The organism is Clostridium sp. FP2 (assembly GCF_011065955.2).
Lineage (GTDB): Bacteria > Bacillota > Clostridia > Clostridiales > Clostridiaceae > Clostridium_AD > Clostridium_AD tagluense.
In genome coordinates this window covers 4,153,872-4,173,725 of sequence record NZ_JAAMNI020000001.1, presented here as the reverse complement: position 1 = coordinate 4,173,725, position 19,854 = coordinate 4,153,872, and the positions used below count along the sequence as shown (strand labels likewise).

At 31.1% G+C, this 19,854-nt stretch carries 15 protein-coding genes and 1 riboswitch; of the genes, 11 read left to right on the top strand and 4 right to left on the bottom strand.

The window, feature by feature from the left end:
• Position 1 precedes the first annotated feature (1 nt).
• Entirely contained in the window at positions 2–1,912 is a 1,911-nt protein-coding gene (locus tag G9F71_RS19855) for an NAD(+) synthase (protein ID WP_164950576.1), read from the bottom strand.
• A 511-nt stretch (positions 1,913–2,423) separates the two neighbouring features.
• Between G9F71_RS19855 and G9F71_RS19850 the strand changes: the two genes are divergently transcribed.
• Positions 2,424–2,852 (top strand): NfeD family protein, encoded by a 429-nt coding sequence (locus G9F71_RS19850; RefSeq protein WP_164950575.1) that lies wholly within the window; start codon positions 2,424–2,426, stop codon positions 2,850–2,852.
• A gap of 30 nt (positions 2,853–2,882) precedes the next feature.
• On the top strand, positions 2,883–3,827 hold the full coding sequence (locus tag G9F71_RS19845; protein ID WP_164944716.1) for an SPFH domain-containing protein: 945 nt from the start codon (positions 2,883–2,885) through the stop codon (positions 3,825–3,827).
• Positions 3,828–3,904: 77 nt separating this feature from the next.
• Here the strand turns inward: G9F71_RS19845 and G9F71_RS19840 are convergent, their stop codons facing one another.
• A complete protein-coding gene (locus G9F71_RS19840) occupies positions 3,905–4,522 on the bottom strand; it encodes a flavin reductase family protein (protein WP_164950574.1) in 618 nt (205 codons plus the stop codon).
• Between the two features lie 257 nt (positions 4,523–4,779).
• On the opposite strand from G9F71_RS19840, the gene G9F71_RS19835 reads away from it, so the two are divergent.
• From G9F71_RS19835 to G9F71_RS19815, 5 genes are all read left to right on the top strand, one after another.
• On the top strand, positions 4,780–7,104 hold the full coding sequence (locus tag G9F71_RS19835) for a YcdB/YcdC domain-containing protein (RefSeq protein ID WP_164950573.1): 2,325 nt from the start codon (positions 4,780–4,782) through the stop codon (positions 7,102–7,104).
• Positions 7,105–7,366: 262 nt separating this feature from the next.
• Positions 7,367–7,741 carry a hypothetical protein gene (locus G9F71_RS19830; protein ID WP_164950572.1) on the top strand — a complete coding sequence of 125 codons (375 nt, stop codon included), beginning with the start codon at positions 7,367–7,369 and terminating at the stop codon, positions 7,739–7,741.
• Positions 7,742–8,012: 271 nt separating this feature from the next.
• A complete protein-coding gene (locus G9F71_RS19825) occupies positions 8,013–8,942 on the top strand; it encodes an alpha/beta hydrolase (RefSeq protein WP_164950571.1) in 930 nt (309 codons plus the stop codon).
• 164 nt (positions 8,943–9,106) lie between these two features.
• Positions 9,107–10,201, top strand: coding sequence for a PfkB family carbohydrate kinase (locus tag G9F71_RS19820; protein WP_164950570.1), 1,095 nt, complete (start codon positions 9,107–9,109; stop codon positions 10,199–10,201).
• Entirely contained in the window at positions 10,195–11,112 is a 918-nt protein-coding gene (locus G9F71_RS19815; RefSeq protein WP_164950569.1) for a pseudouridine-5'-phosphate glycosidase, read from the top strand. The genes G9F71_RS19820 and G9F71_RS19815 overlap by 7 nt, the downstream gene beginning before the upstream one ends.
• Before the next feature lie 307 nt (positions 11,113–11,419).
• Here the strand turns inward: G9F71_RS19815 and G9F71_RS19810 are convergent, their stop codons facing one another.
• Positions 11,420–11,620 (bottom strand): hypothetical protein, encoded by a 201-nt coding sequence (locus G9F71_RS19810; protein WP_164950568.1) that lies wholly within the window; start codon positions 11,618–11,620, stop codon positions 11,420–11,422.
• A 303-nt stretch (positions 11,621–11,923) separates the two neighbouring features.
• On the opposite strand from G9F71_RS19810, the gene G9F71_RS19805 reads away from it, so the two are divergent.
• From G9F71_RS19805 to pepF, 3 genes are all read left to right on the top strand, one after another.
• Positions 11,924–13,420: a YjjI family glycine radical enzyme gene (locus G9F71_RS19805; protein ID WP_164950567.1), complete on the top strand. Its 1,497-nt coding sequence runs from the start codon at positions 11,924–11,926 to the stop codon at positions 13,418–13,420.
• On the top strand, positions 13,413–14,249 hold the full coding sequence (locus G9F71_RS19800) for a YjjW family glycine radical enzyme activase (protein ID WP_164950566.1): 837 nt from the start codon (positions 13,413–13,415) through the stop codon (positions 14,247–14,249). Before G9F71_RS19805 ends, G9F71_RS19800 begins: the two co-directional genes overlap by 8 nt.
• Positions 14,250–14,447: 198 nt before the next feature.
• Positions 14,448–16,247, top strand: a complete 1,800-nt coding sequence (gene pepF / locus G9F71_RS19795; protein WP_164950565.1) for an oligoendopeptidase F — start codon at positions 14,448–14,450, stop codon at positions 16,245–16,247.
• 270 nt (positions 16,248–16,517) lie between these two features.
• Here pepF and G9F71_RS19790 read toward each other — a convergent pair whose 3' ends face one another.
• On the bottom strand, positions 16,518–17,855 hold the full coding sequence (locus G9F71_RS19790) for an APC family permease (protein WP_164950564.1): 1,338 nt from the start codon (positions 17,853–17,855) through the stop codon (positions 16,518–16,520).
• Between the two features lie 156 nt (positions 17,856–18,011).
• Positions 18,012–18,109, bottom strand: a riboswitch (glycine riboswitch).
• Between the two features lie 450 nt (positions 18,110–18,559).
• On the opposite strand from G9F71_RS19790, the gene G9F71_RS19785 reads away from it, so the two are divergent.
• The gene (locus G9F71_RS19785; protein ID WP_164950563.1) at positions 18,560–19,831 is read left to right on the top strand and encodes a hypothetical protein; all 1,272 of its coding nucleotides are present in this window, start codon (positions 18,560–18,562) and stop codon (positions 19,829–19,831) included.
• Positions 19,832–19,854 lie beyond the last annotated feature (23 nt).

The window sequence follows — 19,854 nt, the reverse complement described above, 5'->3', positions numbered from 1 at the left end:
TTTAAAGGAAAGAATTAAAACTAGCATCAGATGGCATTCTAAGATCTCCTCTTGGAGATAAACTTATAGTTCCTACTTTTGGACCATCTGGCAGGGCTGAACGTTTAAATTGTTGAGTAAAGAATCTTTTTATAAATTTATCTAACCATTTAATAATTTCATCTTCGGCATAATCGGTTTTAAAGGCCTCTTTAGCTAAAAATAATATTTTACTGGTGGTGGCGCCTTGCTTCATGAAATAGTAAAGGAAAAAGTCATGTAATTCGTAAGGGCCTACTATGTCTTCAGTTTTTTGAGCGATTTTACCATTCACATCTTTAGGCAGAAGTTCTGGACTTATAGGAGTGTCCAAGATATCTAAAAGTATTTCGGAGGCTTCCTTTGAAGCTTCTTTATCCGCTACATACTTAACTAAATATTTCACCAAAGTCTTAGGAATTGAGCAGTTTACAGAATACATGGACATATGGTCTCCATTATATGTGCACCAACCTAAAGCTAGTTCAGATAAATCTCCTGTTCCTATTAATAGTCCACCTTCTTTATTGGCAACATCCATAAGAATTTGAGTTCTTTCTCTTGCCTGAACATTTTCATAAGTTACATCATGTTTTTCTATTGGATGATTTATGTCTTTGAAATGTTGTAAACAGGCATCCACTATATTAATTTCTCTAAACTCTGTACCTAAATGTTTACATAGGTTTACGGCATTCATATAGGTTCTGTCTGTAGTTCCAAAACCAGGCATAGTAATAGTAATAATATTTTTTCTTGGCAAATTTAACATATCAAAGGTTTTAACTATAACGAGCAGTGCAAGGGTTGAATCAAGTCCGCCAGAAATCCCAACTATAGATTTATTAAGCCCTGTATAAGAGAATCTTTTAGCAAGAGCCGAGGACTGAATATTAAATATTTCCTTGCAACGTAGCGCACGCTTATATTGATTAGAAGGAACAAAAGGATGCTTATCAATATATCTATCAAAAACTCCAAGTTCTAAATTTGAAAATTCAAAAGGAATTTCGCATACCTCAAAAGGACATATGGAAGGACTATTTCTAAAACTGATATTTTTTAACCTTTCACTATTTAACTTATCTATATCAATAATGGAGGTGATAATTTCATTTTCTCTTTGAAATCTATTATTTTCTTTTAATAATAAACCATTTTCGCTAATTAAAAGATGACCACTGAAAAGTAAATCTGTGGAAGATTCAAAAACACCAGAGGATGCATATAAATAAGAACACATACATCTTGCGCTCTGAGATGAAACTAAGGATTTTCTGTAATCAGCTTTGCTAACGAGTTCATTAGATGCAGATAAATTAGCAATTATATTTGCACCTTGAAGGGCTAAATAGCTGCTAGGGGGAATGGTTACCCAAAGATCCTCACAAATTTCAAAACCAATTTTAATATTATTGCAGGTGAACAATAAATTAGTTCCAAAAGGGATGGATTTTGCAAAAGGAAGATTTACCGTTTTGCCTAGTATGCCAAGACCTTCAGTAAACCATCTTTTTTCATAAAACTCAGAGTAATTTGGGATATAGCTTTTTGGTACTATTCCTAAAATGTCACCCTTAAATATTATATAAGCACAATTATATAGGCAATTATTAAAATGTAGTGGAGCTCCTACAGCAATTAGTATATCTTTGTTTTTAGAAAATTCACATAGGGATCCAATTGCACTTTCAGATTTTTCAAGTAATTCTTGTTGTAAAAATAAATCCGCACAAGTATAAGCTGTTATGCAAAGTTCTGGGAAAACTATAAATTTTGATTTTTCTTTTAAAGCCTCTTCAATGCAGCTTTCTATGTTATTTAAATTGAATTTTATATCTGCCACATTTACCACTGGGCAAGCGGCAGAAACTCTAATAAAAGAAGTATCCAAACTAATTCACGACCTTTCTTTAATTCTTTAAATATAGTATTTGTAAAATTGACTTTATATAACCAGTGTTAAATAAAATTATATCATTATCTTAGATTCATTAGTAGGGACGGTTAACAATTATTTTACCTTAGTTTAAATAATTGTTAACTGTCCCTCACTATTTAGGCATATAGTTCAAATAGTTGTTAACCGTCCCCAAACTATTTTATTCTGGTATTTCATTAAAAAGGTGAATTAATGAGATAATGAAAGCAAACATAAGATAGAACTATGCAAAGGCATAATAGAGTATTAAATAACATATAATGTACTAAAACAAAACTTTATTATGTATAAAAAATACTATATAATGATATATTAACAACACATCAAATTTTTGGTGTAATATTATTACAACAAAATGGTGTTATAAAACACAAAAAAGAGATATACTTAAATAAGGATTAGTAATATCATAATGTTTAAAAAAGTTATAAAGCTAATTGATATTCGAAAGGGGGGGTACAACATGGAATGGAAGCCAATGATATTTTGGGTAGTTGTAGCATTAGGGGCACTAGCTATTGATATTATAACAAGTAGTTTTATGTTTATATGGTTTGCTATAGGAGCAATTGCAGCTATAATTTCTATAGCATTTAATGCACCGGTAATTGTTCAAGCTATTGTTTTTATAGGGGTTAGTGCAGTATGTACATCTGTTGGATATCCTATAGTTAAGAGAACTATAAAGAAAACTGTAACCAAAACATTGACTATGGAAGAAGGATATATTGGAAGTGAATTTGTAATAACAAAAGATATTGACATAAAAGCAAATATTAAGTTTCAAGGAATTTATTGGACTGTAAAAAATGTAGGAAAGCCATTAAAAAGTGGTGACTCTGTTCAAATTATTGGTATCGAAGGAAATAAGTTATTAATAGCTAAGGTATAAGTTTTATTAAAATTTAAGGAGGCATTTATTATGGGAGTAGGATCGTTTATAGGTTTGTTTATATTGTTAATATTAGTTATCATGATTATATCATCTATTAAAATTGTTAATACTGGATCTGTGTGTTTGGTAGAAAGGTTTGGTCAGTTTCATAGGATACTAGAGCCAGGTTGGCATTTAACAATTGTTTTTGCAGATTTTGTTCGCAGAAGAATTTCTACCAAACAACAAATATTAGATATACAACCACAAAATGTTATAACTAAAGATAATGTAAATATATCAATTGATAATGTTATATTTTATAAGGTTATTAATTCAAGAGATGCAGTGTACAATATTGAAGATTATAAATCAGGTATTGTGTATTCCACTATAACTAATATGAGAAATATTGTGGGAGATATGACATTGGATGAAGTATTATCAGGAAGAGATAGAATAAATTTAAGACTTCTTGAGATAATTGATGAAATTACAGATGCTTATGGAATAAAAATATTATCTGTAGAAATCAAAAATATAATTCCGCCATCTGAAATTCAACAGGCAATGGAAAAACAAATGAGAGCAGAGAGAGATAAGAGAGCGTTTATTCTTACAGCAGAGGGTGAAAAACAAAGTCAAATTGAAAAAGCAGAAGGATTTAAACAAGCTCAAATATTAAATGCTGAAGCTGAAAAAGAAGCAAATATTAGACGTGCAGAAGGAATGAAAGAATCTCAACTTCTTGAAGCAGAAGGTAAGGCTAAAGCTATACAGGCTATTGCAATAGCAGAGGCAGATGCGATAAGAAGAATAAACACAGCTATTATAGAGTCAGGTACAAATGAAACAGTAATAGCCTTAAAACAAATAGAGGCTCTTAAAGAAATGGCTAAGAATCCAGCTAATAAGCTTATACTTCCAAATGAGACATTGTCAAGTTTAGGTAGTATAGCAGCTATAGGTGAAATGTTAAAAATGAATAAATAGTGCACATGAAAATAAATAACAAGCTGACTTGTTATTTATCTAAATATGCCTAATGCAAAAAAAAGAAAGTCTGGAAATCAGGCTTTCTTTTTTTGCTTTGTCTTGTTATTTTTTACAGGTGCCTTGCTGCTTTTTTTCTGAACTGAATAACCAAATTTGCCTAGAGGGTTAGAATTAACACTAAAATATTCACCGTGAGAATAAGTAATAAGGTCTGCATTTTCAAAATGAATTTTCCCGTTTAAATCTATTAAGCTGTTATCTACATGGGTATTAACAACTTCAGCTAAAAACAAATCGTGGGTACCTAAAGGGGTAATGCTTTTAACAACGCATTCTAGAGATATAGGGCATTCAGAAATTAAAGGAGCCACTATATCCTTGCTGTCTTCAGTAGTAAAGTTCATTTCGTGAATTTTATCTATTTGTCTTCCTGAGCGCACACCACAATAATCAACTTGTCTAACCATTCTAGAATTAGGTAAATTTATTACAAAGTCACCACTTTCTTTTATATATTCATAGGAAAGCCTTTCAGGCCTTATGGCTACAGTTATCATTGGGGGTTTAGTACAAGCTGTGCCTATCCAAGCTACTGTAAAAACATTAATTTTTCCCTCTTTATTTTTTGAGGTAATTAATACTACGGGAACAGGATTTAGCATTGCACTGCCTTTAAAAATAGTTTTTGTCATATATTTTCACTCCCATTCCTTTTTTTCTATAACATATACATTATACAATACCTGAAAAGATTTATAAAGTTGCAAATTCAGATGAGACAACAATTTATAAAATTAGAAAAAAATGTAATTTATATGTAACTAATTTGAATTCGTAAGGGGTTATAATGTATATATATGGTAATAGAATTATAGGGAGTATACTTTTAAGCAAAAGATAGATTTTCATATGAAATAATAAAACATTATATTGAAAGGTGGGAATTATCATGAACAGAAAAAAAATATTTTCCATATTAGTAGCATCGGCATTAACAGTTACTAGTACAACTTCAACTTTTGCAAAAACCATGACAAAGCCTCAAATTCCAGTTACGCCAATTGTAAACACAAACACGACTACAGGAGCTGCAATTACAAAAAATAGTGAAACAGAAAAAAGTGTTAAAATATCAAAGGAAAAAGCAAAAGAGATTGCAAAGGGAACTATGAAAACTTATTTTAATACGGAAATAGATGAGAGTAAATTCACACAAACAAGTAACTTTAATACATCTAATTACAATGGTAAGCAGATTAGCTCCTGGAATATTAATTGGCAAATGAATAATATGGAAAAAACTATTAACATTAATGTTACCTTAAATGCAGAAACTGGCGAAGTTACTCAAGTAAATAATTATGAACGTAAGATAAATGAAGAAAATGCAGTTCCCACAATGACAGCTAAGGAAGCACAAAAAATTAGTGATGATTTTGTTTCAAAAATCCAACCTAAAAAATATAATGAATCTAATAAAAAAGATTACAATAATTTAGGGAATCATGGGTCACCTAATTATAATTTTACCTATGTAAATAAAGTTAATGGCATAGAATTTGATGGTAATAATATTAATATAGAAGTTGATGGGGTAGCGGGAAAGGTAGTTTCTTACTATAGTAATTGGAATGAAGATTTCAAATTTCCAGAGGTTAAGGGGATGGTAGATTCTAAAACTGCAGTTGAAGCTTTTAAAACTGAAGCTAAAATGACTTTGAAATATATGGCTTTTACACAAGAGTATATGTATTATGAAAATAAAAGAGCTGTAAAAGCAGTATATGTTCCAGAATTTAACAGAGGAAATGTTTTGGATGCTAAAGATGGTAAGTTCATGGATCCATTTAGCAATGGTAATATTCCTGTAATAAAAAATTTAAATGATAAAGAAAAGGCAGACTTTTATAATAAATCAAAAGTGGTAAAAACTAGAGAAAAGGCAATAGAGGAAGAGGAAGCAAGAGCTATAATAAAAAATTTCATAAATAATGTTTATGGCCAGGGTTATGCAATTGAAGGCTTAGGGTATCAAGAGTATACTGAAAATCTTGGCAGTTCAAGTAATAAGAATTGGAATGCATATTTCAATAAAGGAGATGCATCAAAATACAATGAAGGTGGAAATATATCAATAGATGCTTTAACTGGAGAAATATTAAGCATTAATAAAAATTCAAATGAAGATTATAATGGTACTGCAAAATTTCAGGCTAAATTATCTTGGGAAGAGGCGTACAATAAGGCAATAGAAGCAGTAGCCAAGTATTATCCGGGCATTGTAAAACAAATAAAAACAGAGCAACCTCGTTATAAATATAATGCTTACGATAAAATGGGTGAAAGAAATTATTATTTCAACTTTTCAAGACTAGAAAATGGCATAGAATTCAATGACAATAGTATAAATGTTGGTTTTAGTGCCGTAACCGGCGAGATGAATAATTTAAATTGTAATTGGGATAAAAATATTAAATTTCCAGATATTAAAAATGTTATAAGCAAGAAAAATGTAAGTGAAACAATGTTTAGTAAGTATAAACCAGTACTAGTTTATACACAAATAAATAAAAGTGATAATCCAGAAAAACCAGAATTAGAAATAAAACTCGCCTATAAACTAAGCGATGCTAATGGGGTGTACGACTATACAAATATTGATGCCCTTACTGGTAAGTTTCTAAATTATGGTGGTGAAAATATCGATCAAAATATAGAATTGTTTAAAGAAAAAATCAAAGGCAGTAAGGCCGAAAAAGAATTAAGTATTTTAGCATCTAAAGGATTAATAGAAACTGGTGATTTTAAATTAGATAAAAAAATCACTCAGATTGATTTAATTAAAATGTTAGTAAATGCAAGAGGTTATACACCATATATGGCAGATAAGACTGCAGATTTAAAATTCTCCAATATTGTAAAATCTGATGTAAACTATAAATACCTTCAACTGGCTGTATCCTATGGAATTATGGAAAACTCAGATGGTGAATTTATAGGCGACAAATTAGTTACTAGAGAAGAACTCGCTAAGACATTAGTTAAATACACCAATTATAACAAATTAGCCCAGCACAGTGAGTTGTTTAAAATTAATTATAAAGATGCGGCCAATATAAGCAAGGATAATGTAGGGTATGTTGCTATTGCAGAGGCTTTTAGATTTATACAAATAGAAAACAATGAATTTAAGCCAAAGGAAAATACAACTATGGAACAATTAGCTATAGGTGTATATCATGCACTTAATAATGTAAGAAATACACAATACTAAAGGCCAGATAGGAAAATTCTCCTTTGTGGTTTGCAAACCAGATTGAAACAAGAAATTTAATATTGCAGCATGGCAGATGCTGATTTAAGGCTTTCGTATTGCAAGTCATTGTAGAGAGAGCTATTTCTAAAAGTGATAAATAATTAATAAGTGTTATTCTTCCAGGGTTTCTTTATAAATAGGTATACAGTATAATAATTTTTCAAAAATATGGTATAATAGTAGTAGGGCATATGATCCTTAGGTAAAGTATGATATAGGTATGGTGATGATGATGACAATGATTGGAAAGATAATATATGGTGCTGGAAAACTAGTGGGGAATACAGCTGAGTATAGCATTGAGCTAACGGGTAATGTTGTAGCTAATATAGTAGGGCTTTCAGGTAAGCAGAAGTTGGCTTTAAACACTAAAAAATGTAGTACAGTAGTTGGTGGTGTGGTGGGGAAAACTGCAAAAATAGCAGCAGCAATAACTGCGGTTGTAGCAGATACAACAGTTATTGCAACTATAAATACTGCAAAACATATTGCTGAAAGTGCTGTACAAACCAATATACGTATTTATGGGCAATCAGAAAAATTTTATGATGAAGATAAATATATTGAGGTTGAATATAAAACAGTGGAAAAATAAGGATTAGTATAGCTTAGAAGATACTATAGTACAACATTAATTTTATAATTTAAATAATATTGCTTTGCAAATATATATTTTAGTGATATAATTTTATTGAGAGTAAATATGAATTATGGCTAAGAGAAATGAGAGCCACACTAACAAGTCTGTTTAACGATAGATTTATTAAGTGTGGTTTTTTGTGCTTAAATTTTCTGCGTTTTAGTAATTGAATGAAATTAAGGAAACACCTAAAATAAATATAAAAGATTTATAGGGGGCTGGGGTTATGAAAGTAGAAAATTTTAAGATTAAGGATAAGGGTGACTTAGAGATATTTGTATATAAATGGTTACCAGATGAGAATATACAAGTTAAAGGGGTAGTTCAGATAGCCCATGGGATGGCAGAAACAGCAGCTAGGTACAAAGGATTTGCAAGGGCTTTAACAAATGATGGTTTTATTGTTTATGCTAATGACCATAGAGGACATGGTAAAACCGCAGGTCAAATTTCCAAATTAGGAGACTTAGGTGAAGATGGCTTTAACTCAATGGTGGAAAATATGCACCAATTAAATGAAAGGATTAAAGAAGAAAATCACAATTTGCCTATATTTTTATTTGGTCATAGTATGGGATCATTCTTAACACAAAGATATATTTGTTTATACGGAGGCGGCTTAAAGGGTGCAATTGTTTCAGGATCTTGTGGGAAGCAGGGAATTACTATAGATATTGCAAGACTTATAGCAAAGAGGGAGATCAAGAAAATTGGAAGAGCTGGCAAAAGTAATAAATTAGATAAATTATCTTTTGGAAATTATAATAATTCTTTTAAACCAAATAGAACAGCCTTTGATTGGTTAAGTAGGGATAACAAACAAGTGGATAAATATATAGATGATCCTTTCTGCGGAATGGTTTTTACAGCAGGATTTTTCTATGATTTTCTAGGTGGACTTAAGAGTATAGCTGACCCAATGGAAATTGAAAATGTTCCTAAAGATTTACCTATTTATATATTCTCAGGAGATAAAGATCCCGTAGGAAAGAATGGTAAGGGTGTTCTAAAATTAATTAAGACCTATAAAGAGCATGGAATGGTGGATTTAACTTATAAGCTTTATAAAAATGGAAGACATGAGATGCTTAATGAGATTAATAGGGAAGAAGTAATTGGAGATGTAATAAAATGGCTTAATGCATATTTGAAATAAAGGGGGACAGTTAACAATTAATTGTGAAATAGGCGGGGACAGTTAACAATTAATTGAAACATTCCAACTAAAATTGAAAGAATTTACTTGGAAAACAAAAATATATATGCTATTATATAAATAAGCTAATGTTTATGCACTAAACATACGTTAAGGAGAGGGTTATGACAAATAGAGAGCAAGAAATTTTAGAATTAATTAGGAACAATCCTATGATTTCTCAAAAGGAACTAGCTGATTCCTTAAGAATTACAAGGTCTTCAGTGGCAGTTCACATTAGTAATTTGCTAAAAAAAGGATATGTAGTAGGTAAAGGTTACATCTTATGTGAACAGCCATATATAAGTATTGTTGGTGGAACTAATGTTGATATTCAAGGTTTTCCGAATAATGATTTAATATTAAAGGACTCTAACCCTGGAGAAGTAAAGATTTCATTTGGCGGTGTAGGAAGAAATATTGGCGAAAACCTAGTGAAATTAGGCGTAGAAACAAAGCTTATTAGCGCAGTTGGTGATGATGTGTATGGAAGAAAAATATTAGAAGAGTCAAGAATGATTAACCTTAATATGGAAGATTCTCTTGTTTTAAGTGAACATGCTACTTCCACCTATTTATCAATACTAGATGGTACTGGTGACATGATGGTAGCTATAGCCTATATGGATATTATTGATAAGGTTAGTGTGGATTTTATTAAAAATAAGAAGAATATAATAGAAAATTCAAAGCTTTGCATTATTGATACAAATATTCCAGAGGAAACTATTGAATATATTTTAACTAATTATAAGGACGTAGATTTTTTCTTAGATACAGTATCTACAACTAAGGCAAAAAAGGTAAAGGATTTCATTGGTTGTTTCCATACTATTAAACCCAATAAGCTTGAAGCTGAAATATTATCGGGAATTAAAATAAACAATGAAAACGATTTGAAAAATGCAGCAAAGTATTTTTTAGAAAAAGGAGTTAAAAGAGTGTTTATAAGCCTAGGTGAAGAGGGTATGTATTATGATGATGGTGTTACTTCCAATCATATAATAAGCCCGAAGGTGCAGATAATTAATGCAACAGGAGCAGGTGATGCTTGCTTGGCAGCTCTAGCTTATAGTCATTTCAATGATTTTGAAATAGACTATAGTGCACGATTTTCTATGAGCGCTGGAATACTAGCATTATCTCATGAAAATACTATTAACCCTAACATGTCCGTAGAAAATATAAATAAGAAGATGAAGGAGATTGAATTATGTTAATGAATTATTTAGATATTAAACCAGAGGTTGCTAAGGCATTAAAGGAAGGGCGTGCAGTGGTGGCTTTAGAATCTACTATTATATCTCATGGTATGCCATATCCAAGAAATGTTGAGACTGCCCTTAAGGTAGAAGAAATAATAAGAGAAAATGGAGCGGTGCCAGCAACTACAGCAATTATTAATGGAAGGCTAAAGCTTGGATTAACTAGAGATGAAATAGAAATACTTGGAAATGGTAAGAATGTAATAAAAACCAGTAGACGAGATATTCCATTTATAATAGCAAATAAGGCAAATGGAGCAACTACAGTAGCAACTACAATGATAATTGCTGCACTTGCAGGAGTTAAGGTTTTTGCTACAGGTGGCATTGGTGGGGTTCATAGAGGAGCTCAAGAGACTTTTGATATTTCAGCAGACCTTCAAGAATTAGCACATACTAATGTAGCTGTAATTTGTGCAGGAGCAAAATCTATACTAGATATAGGACTCACTTTAGAGTATCTAGAGACTCAAGGTGTTCCAGTAGTTGGATTTGGTACAGATGAACTCCCTGCTTTCTATACTAGAAAGAGTGGTTTTGGAGTGGATTATCGTGTAGATTCAGCGGATATGGTTGCAACAGCTTTAAAAGCAAAATGGGATTTAGGACTAAATGGAGGCATGGTTATAGCTAATCCAATTCCAGAGCAGTATGAGATGGATTATGATGCTATAACAAATGCTATAACTAGTGCATTAAAAGAGTTAAAGGAAAAAGGAATTAAGGGAAAAGAAAGTACGCCATTCTTACTTGGAAAGGTTAAAGAAATTACTGGTGGAGCAAGTCTAGATTCAAATATTCAATTAGTATATAATAATGCTAAGGTTGGAGCCCAAATAGCTGTGGAACTTGCAAAGCTTGGGTAATAAGGCATCAAAGTAAGAAATTCCATTAAGAGTTTTTTCTTAGATTATGCCATAAGATCAAGTATATATTGCTAGAATGCGTTCACTTTGCCAAGTAATTCTAAAATTTATTTTATTCACAGTTGCTAAAAAATTCAAACTCGCTATCGCTCAAACATGAATTTTTCTTTACGCAACCGTAAATAAAATAAATTGTGAATTACGAAGGCACGTTCAAACGCAATCTACGCAATATATACTTTTGTTAGCATAAACTAAGAAAAAAACCTAACTTCAATAGTGTCTACGCTTCTTATTTCAAGTCACTTTAAGCAGCTGTTCTTTGTTCTGGATCTATTCCTTCATCAAAATGGTAAGACAATTGATACATCACCCATAATACATTCCTGTGTTCTTCGGAAGTTATAGAAATTAAGTGAACATCAACTCCCATAATTTTTACTATTCTATTGATGAGAATTTCTTTGTTAGGTAAAAGCATATTTTGTTTTAAATCGCTTAGAAGCATATTCTATACCCTCCATCAAATATACATAATATTGATTTTACGTTTCTACAAGCATATGCTAATTGTAATATTAATTACAAATATTAGAAATAAATTCACTTCATAAAAGAGGTACGTATATTCTATTTGTCCCAACAAATAGAATTATAAAATAATTCCTATCCATTAATACGGAAAACCTTTGCAAAAAAACAGGATTCAATATAAAATATAATTAACAGCATATAATAGATTCATCCACTTATATGTTAAACAACCCATTTGAAAATGTGGTTAAAATAATTTAAATGGAGTGGTGTTATAATGAACAACATTTTAGAAATTATTAAAAATGGGACCCTAACTTATGAGCAAAAGGTACTAACTCTTGCACGAGCTGCGGAAGATAGTATAGATGTTTTAAATATTGAAAAAGATACTCAAAAACTTAGAGGTGAGGGAATAATCTGTGACCTATTTGAAGGACATGCACCTTATAGGCCTAGGTATATAGTACCTAATTACGAGAAATTCATGAAAAATGGAAGTGAGTTTTTAGGCCTAACGCCACCTTCGGATATTTGGGAGGCTACAAATAGTTTATTAATATTATATAATCATGTACCATCAATTTCTTCATTCCCAGTATATATAGGAAATATTGATTATCTTTTGGAACCCTTTGTGGTTAATGAGGAAGAAGCTTTTCATGCTATAAAATTATTTTTAACACATATAGATAGAACTATAACAGATTCATTTTGCCATGCAAATATAGGACCAAAAGATACTAAAGCAGGAAGATTAATATTAAGGGCAGAAAGAGAACTACAAAATGCAATTCCTAACTTAACTTTAAAATACAGCACAGAAGATACCTCAGATGAGTTTGCTATTGATGCAATTAACACTGCACTAATAACTGCAAAACCAAGCTTTGCTAACCATGAGATGTTTTCAAGGGAATTTGATAACAACTACGCTATAGCTAGTTGTTATAATGGATTAACAATAGGTGGGGGAAGTTATACACTATCTAGATTAAATTTGGCGACTCTTTCTAAAAAGGCAAAAGACCAAGATGAATTTATAAATATTATATTGCCAGATGCAGTAGAGAAAATGGCTGGGTATATGAAGGAAAGAATTAGATTTTTAGTAGAGGAAAGCGGATTCTTTGAAACTAATTTCCTGGTAAAAGAAGGATTAATTTATAAAGATAACTTCACGGCTATGTTTGGTATGTTTGGACTAGCTGAATGTGTGAATTACTTTATTGACGCATCTAAACTAGAAAATAGATTTGGACATGGCGATATAGCCAATAATTTAGGCTATAAGATTATTGAAAAGCTAGAAACTGAGGTTAATAAACATAATGACCCTCATTGCAGTATATCAAAAGGAAAATATTTATTACATGCTCAAGTGGGTATTGATTCTGATATGGGTATAAGCCCAGGGTGTAGGATTCCTATTGGAGATGAACCTGACCTTCCAAGGCATTTAGTGGAAGCAGCTAAATTCCATAAGTTTTTTCCTTCAGGAATTGGTGATATATTTAATTTTGATAGTACAGTTAAAAGTAATCCGGAGTATGTTCTAGATATTATCAAAGGCGCTTTTAAAAAGCAAATGAGATATTTTTCAGCATATTCTACAGATTGTGATGTAATAAGAATTACGGGATACCTTGTAAAAAGATCAGAAATTGAAAAGCTACAAAAGGGACAGCAGGTTTTGCAGGATACAGTAGCACTCGGACTTGGAGCAGTTTTGAATCAAAAGGTATTAGATCGAAAGATAAGAAAAAATGATTAAGGGACTAGTTAATCGAATTATTCCCTTTAGCTCGGTGGATGGACCAGGGAATAGAACTGCTATATTTTTGCAAGGATGTAATTTTAACTGCTCTTATTGTCATAATCCAGAGACTATAAATGTTTGTAATAGCTGCGGGGAATGTTTGAGTGCTTGCAATTATACTGCACTAGAATTTAAGGCTCCTAATGTAGTATGGGATAAAACAGTTTGCAGTAAATGTGATGAATGTTTGAAGGCTTGCAAAAGAAACAGTTCGCCTAAAGCACAAAGCATGACTGTAGAAGAAGTTGTTGGGGAAATAGAGAAGAATAAACTTTTCATCTCTGGAATTACTGTCTCAGGTGGCGAGTGCACCCTACAAAGCGAGTTTTTAACAAACCTATTTAGAGAAGTTAAAAAGATGGGGTTAACATGTTTTGTGGATACTAATGGTTCGGTACCACTATGGGAACATAAAGAGCTAGTGGATGTTATGGATATGGCAATGGTAGATATAAAATCCTATAATAATGAGGAACATAAGAAACTTACAGGTATGGGAAATGCTACTGTCATAGAAAATGTAAAATATTTAGCTAAGTTAAATAAAATATTTGAAATTAGAACTGTTATTGTTCCGGAAGTTCTAGACAATTTTAATAATGTAGATAAAATCAGCAAGCTTATTGCAACCTTAAATCCAGATATAAGGTACAAACTTATAAAATATAGGCAAATTGGCGTTCGACTTGCAAAGATAAACAGTTACACACCTAAGGATGAGATTATGAAGGAATTAGGAGATATAGCGATGCATAATGGGTGTAAAAATATAGTTGTAGTATAGTTATATTAGGTGATTTAATAAATAGTAAGTCAGTATGTTACTCTATTTATTCCAATGTGTTACTAGAGACCTCACAAAATGTGAGGTTTTTTAGCTTGTGGGTTTATTGTAAGTTATATGATAATATAGTTATAATATGGTATCTAATAATGTATTTTAGTGGATATTAAATTTACAAAATGAAAGAAGGGAATTTTAGTGAGTGAAGTTAAAAAACTTAAAACAAGAGATGAAATTGATAGTACGCATAAGTGGAAAGTTGAAAAGATGTATAAGAATTCTGCGGCGTGGGAAGAAGATTTTGAAATACTAAAATCTAAAGCACCAAATATGCAAAGGTTTTCAGGAAAACTGGGCAGGGCTGAAGATTTATTAAGCTTTTTAGAAAGCAATGTAGAAATTCTAAGACTTTTAGATAAATTGCTTGTATATGCACATTTAAGAGGGGACGAGGATACAGCTAAGGCGGAGTTCCAAATTCTTAAAAATAAGATTGATGCTTATGAAGCAGAAGCGTCTAGTATCACAGCATTTTTTATTCCTGAACTATTATCATTACCAGAGGGAGCTGTAGATGAGGCAATTTGTAAGCTTCCAGAACTTAAAATATATGAATTTTATTTAAAAGATATTTTAAGTCAAAAACCCCATACATTAAGTGCAGAAGGGGAAAAGCTTTTGGCCTCTGCTCGCGATTGTTTAAATGCACCAGAAAATATATTTGGAATGTTGACTGATGCAGATATGACATTTCCAAGTATAAAAGATGAAAAAGGTAATGAGGTTGAATTAACTGAAGGAAACTATAGTACTTTTATAAAATCAAAGGATAGAAGAGTAAGAAAAGATGCCTTTGAAGCATTATTTGGAACTTATAGGGGATTTAAAAATACTTTAACAACATCTTTAACATCTTCAATAAAGAATTTTATATTTAATACAAAAACAAGAAATTATACCTGCGCATTAGAAAGTTCTTTAAAGCCCAATAATATTCCAGTAGAGGTCTATCATAATGTAGTGGATACTATAAATAACAATTTATCTTCACTTCATAAATATGTAAGCCTTAAAAAGAAACTGTTAGGGCTTGATGAAATTCATATGTATGATTTATATGTGCCAATAGTTGATGCTAAGGAGGATCATATTGAGTATGAAGATGCTGTTAAAATTGTATTAGATGGTATTAGACCACTAGGGCAAGAGTATTTAAGTATATTTAAAGAGGGAATTAGTGAAGGCTGGGTAGACATATTTCAAAATAAAGGTAAATGTGGAGGGGCATATTCCGGGGGCTGCTATGACAGTATGCCATACGTACTTCTAAATTATAACTACCAATTAAATGATGTATCTACTCTTGCTCATGAAATGGGGCACTCTATTCATTCTTATTATTCAAGGAAGACTCAACCATATATATATTCTGAATATGTGTTATTCTGTGCAGAAGTTGCATCTACAACTAATGAATGCCTATTAATAGATTATTTAATTAAAAATGAGACAGATAAGAAGAGAAGATTGTTTTTAATAAATGAGCAATTAGAAGGAATAAGAACTACAGTATTTAGACAATGTATGTTTGCAGAGTTTGAAAAAATAACCCATGAAAACATTGAAGGAGGAAACCCACTATCTCCCGATGATTTATGTAAAATCTATCATGATTTAAATGTCAAATATTTTGGAGCAGAAATGGTGGTAGATGAGGGTATAGATATGGAATGGTCGAGAATACCTCACTTCTATAGCGATTTCTATGTATATCAATATACTACAGGTTTTGCAGCAGCTAATTCTTTCAGTAAAATGATAGTTGAAGAGGGCGAAAGCGCTGTAGAAAGATACAAAGATTTCTTAAAAAGTGGTGGAAGTGACTATCCAATAAATATTCTTAAAAAAGCGGGGGTAGATATGTCAACTCCAAAACCTTTGGAAGATACTATAAGAAGATTTGATGAATTATTAGAGATGCTTGAAAAAGAGATATAGAGAAGTATAAAAGTTCTCCTCCGTGCCTTGCAAAAAGAACTCGAAACTGGAAATTTCATTAAGAAATTCAATAGTTTCAGCGCTTCTTATTGCAAGTCGCTTGGTCGGAATTTCATACTTACTATTTATCTACTATTTTAAGCGTACTGCTGGCAGACATAACAATAACGAAAGAAGCACAGGAATTAACCTGTGCTTCTTTCATTAAAATTTGTTTAGAATTACTTAGCGTAGCGAATTGCAATTGTAATAATATATACTTTTCTGTTTTTATTTCTTTTTCTTAATATACCAATATACAGGCAATCCAATTAAAGTTATTGCAAGTCCTATAAGTGCGTTAGAAGTATCAGTCATAAGCGTACTTATTAGGATGTATATACCTCCGATAATTCCAATGAGTGGGATTATTGGATATAGTGGTACTTTATAAGGTCTATCTAAATCTTTATGTTTTGTTCTTAATATAAATATACCAGCCACCGCCATTGTGAAGAAAATCCATAAAACAAAGGTTACAAGGTTAGTTAATTTATCAAAAGAACCGCTAAATACATATAAACAAGCAATTACTACCTCGAAAACAAAAGCGTTTAACGGAGTTTGATATTTTTCGTTAACTTTTCCTATGAATTTATCAAAAGGTAAAAGTTTATCTTGTGCCATGGCAAAAGGTATTCTAACTCCTGTCATTAGGTAGCCATTTAATGTTCCAAAAATTGAAATTAATATACCTGCAGTGATAAATAATGAACCGGATTTTCCGAATAAAACTGTTGCAGCATCAGAAGCTACTTTATTGGAACTTATAACAGCGGTTATAGGAACTATGTTTATAATTGCTAAATTAAATAGTACATACACTATTATAATAACCACTAACCCAAAAATTATTGATTTTGGTATGTCTTTTTTAGGGTTTTTAAGCTCTCCGGCTATATTACCTACACCTACCCAGCCATCATAAGCCCATAGTGTTCCAAGCATAGCAGCTCCAAATCCAGCACCAGCTGCTGCATTACCTACAGGCAAAGAAAAACTGTGAGCTGTTCCTTTTATAAGGCCTAAAGCAATAATAATAAAAATTGGAATTAATTTTGCAATAGTTGCAACAAACTGAATTTTACTACCAAGTTTTGTTGATATAACGTTTGCAGTTGTAATAATAAATAACATTAATATTGCAAATAGTTTTTGCTCAATTGAATTCATAGGTACAAAATTAGTTGCTTGAGTTGCCAGGACTATTGCAAGAGCAGCAGCTGCTCCAGGTACATAAATAACAGTTTGTACCCAACCAAATAAAAATGCGACTTTTTCTCCATAAAGTTCTTTAAGATATATAAATACACCGCCAGTTTTTGGAATAGCTGCTGCTATTTCAGCTATAGTAAGAGCGGAAGCCATAGTTATAATACCACCTGCTACCCAAGCAAGTATTCCCAGGGTTGGAGAGCCCGCGTTTTTAAAGACAATGGAAGGTTTAAAGAAAATTCCTGAACCTATAACCATACCTATAACTAGGGTAATGGCCTCTAGTAAACCGATTTCTTTCTTTAGTGTTTTTGGTGAATTATTGATAGAATTTAGTTTTTTTGATGTTTCCAAAATAAATCATCCTCTCTTTTGTTAGCCTTGGAGTAATAGAAAATTGGTATTAATTAAAGACTTCAGAAGATTATTAATTAGTATGCTAGGCTTGTCTTCAAAAAAGTCATTAAAATATATAAAAACAGGGAGTAAAAGGGCAAGAAAAACAATGCCTTTTTACTCCCTGTCCTTTTATCTGAAAGTTTCCTTAGATAATCATCTAAGTTGCTCCGTTGATGCCACATTTAAGTAGTCTCTCCAGGGGTATGTCAAATTATTGTACAAGGCATAGTAAAACAGTAATTAGTCTGTTTTTTAGATGCCTAATACCTGAAAGTTTCAAAATAAACCATAAGCATAGATTTATTTTTTTCTTCTACGGTTACCCAATGCGGATATCTCCAATAATTATCATCCATAGATATAAATTTTATTATTTCTATATTATTCTAATAGGAAATTTAAATTTAGTCAACAAGATTTTTTTAGAATATTATTCTTTAAAAAGGAATCCTTTAGAGTATTGGTTTTACAGTTTAAAGATGTAAAATATAAATGCCATAAAACATACAATTTAAAATATCTTCTACAATAGTATTTGAAAATTTGTAGTAAAATCTGAAGCATTTTTTTGTATGTGTCGTCTAATAAGTGAAAGAGTATAAATTTGTATGGGATATTAATAGATTTTATATTTAAATTACAATGTGGGAGGGATTATTATGAAATTCACAAAGAAAACAATAGCCATATTAACTTTAGGGGTGTTTATAAGTGGGAATTCTATGTTAGCATCTGCAAATACTATGAGCAGTCTGAAGAATGATACTAGCTTAAAGATTCAAGCAGTTAGTGAGAAGAAACCACAAATATTTTTCACAAGCACAGAGGGGATAGTTTCAGATGTACAAGCATCTGAAAGTAAATCTCGATTTACTATAGAAAATAATAAATCAAATAATGATAAGATTATACTAAATGTAAATGATGCTACTGAGATAATAAGTGCAACTGATGGTAAAAAATTAAATTTAACGGACATTAAAGATGGAGTAAAAGTTAAAGTTTATTATGGACCAGCTGTTACTGCCAGCATACCACCAATGAGTACTGCTAATATGATAATAGTAGAGCAAGGTGAGGAAGAATCTGGATTATGCAATTATGGAATAATTACTGATGTTTCTTTAATGAAAGAAAATAAAGAAATCACGGCACTTATGAATGGTGAAATAGATACTAATCTTATCATAAGTGAAAAAACTGAAATTGTAGATAGTAAAACTGGTAAAGTGGTAAGCTATAAAGATATTAAAAAAGGAACTAGAGTTGTAGCCTATTATAATATTACTACTATGAGTATGCCACCTATAGCAACTCCTAAAAAAGTTGTTATACTGTCTAACCAAAAGGATAAAGATTTAAGTGCTACAGCTACTGGATTGATTAGTGATATCAATATTCTCCAAGGGATCAAAAATGAGATTATGGTATTGGTTAAGGGAGAAAAATCTAAAGATAATATTTATGCTGACATAAACTTTATTATAAATTCTAAAACTGAGATTATAAGCGAGAAGAGTGGTAATAAATTAACAATAGAGGCAATTAAAAATGATACAAATGTGAAAGTTTACTATGATGGTGTGCTTTCTAAAAGTTTACCACCAATAGGCGTTGCCAAAAAAATAGTTATAAGTGAACAAAGGAATGAAATGGGTATAATTGGTGATATATATAATATTTACACATCAGAAGACAAAAAAGAGAATAGAATTGAGATAAAAGGTGAAAGATTAGGGGAAAGTGGCTTTGATAATATTATTCTTAATATAAGTGAAAAAACCAAAATTGTAGATTTTAAAACAGGTGCGAAACTTGAAGTAAATGATATTAAGAAAGATTCTAAAGTTGTAGCATATTATGGTGGCAAATTAACTAGAAGTTTACCACCAATTGGATTTGCAGAAAAAATTGTTTTAATAAAACAATAAAGATGGAAAAATATTAAAGAAAT

Coding starts and splice junctions, on each gene's coding strand:
- G9F71_RS19850 (WP_164950575.1), top strand. CDS start 2,424: ATGGAATGGAAGCCAATGATATTTTGGGTAGTTGTAGCATTAGGGGCA.
- G9F71_RS19845 (WP_164944716.1), top strand. CDS start 2,883: ATGGGAGTAGGATCGTTTATAGGTTTGTTTATATTGTTAATATTAGTT.
- G9F71_RS19840 (WP_164950574.1), bottom strand. CDS start 4,522: ATGACAAAAACTATTTTTAAAGGCAGTGCAATGCTAAATCCTGTTCCC.
- G9F71_RS19835 (WP_164950573.1), top strand. CDS start 4,780: ATGAACAGAAAAAAAATATTTTCCATATTAGTAGCATCGGCATTAACA.
- G9F71_RS19830 (WP_164950572.1), top strand. CDS start 7,367: ATGGTGATGATGATGACAATGATTGGAAAGATAATATATGGTGCTGGA.
- G9F71_RS19825 (WP_164950571.1), top strand. CDS start 8,013: ATGAAAGTAGAAAATTTTAAGATTAAGGATAAGGGTGACTTAGAGATA.
- G9F71_RS19820 (WP_164950570.1), top strand. CDS start 9,107: ATGACAAATAGAGAGCAAGAAATTTTAGAATTAATTAGGAACAATCCT.
- G9F71_RS19815 (WP_164950569.1), top strand. CDS start 10,195: ATGTTAATGAATTATTTAGATATTAAACCAGAGGTTGCTAAGGCATTA.
- G9F71_RS19810 (WP_164950568.1), bottom strand. CDS start 11,620: ATGCTTCTAAGCGATTTAAAACAAAATATGCTTTTACCTAACAAAGAA.
- G9F71_RS19805 (WP_164950567.1), top strand. CDS start 11,924: ATGAACAACATTTTAGAAATTATTAAAAATGGGACCCTAACTTATGAG.
- G9F71_RS19800 (WP_164950566.1), top strand. CDS start 13,413: ATGATTAAGGGACTAGTTAATCGAATTATTCCCTTTAGCTCGGTGGAT.
- G9F71_RS19785 (WP_164950563.1), top strand. CDS start 18,560: ATGAAATTCACAAAGAAAACAATAGCCATATTAACTTTAGGGGTGTTT.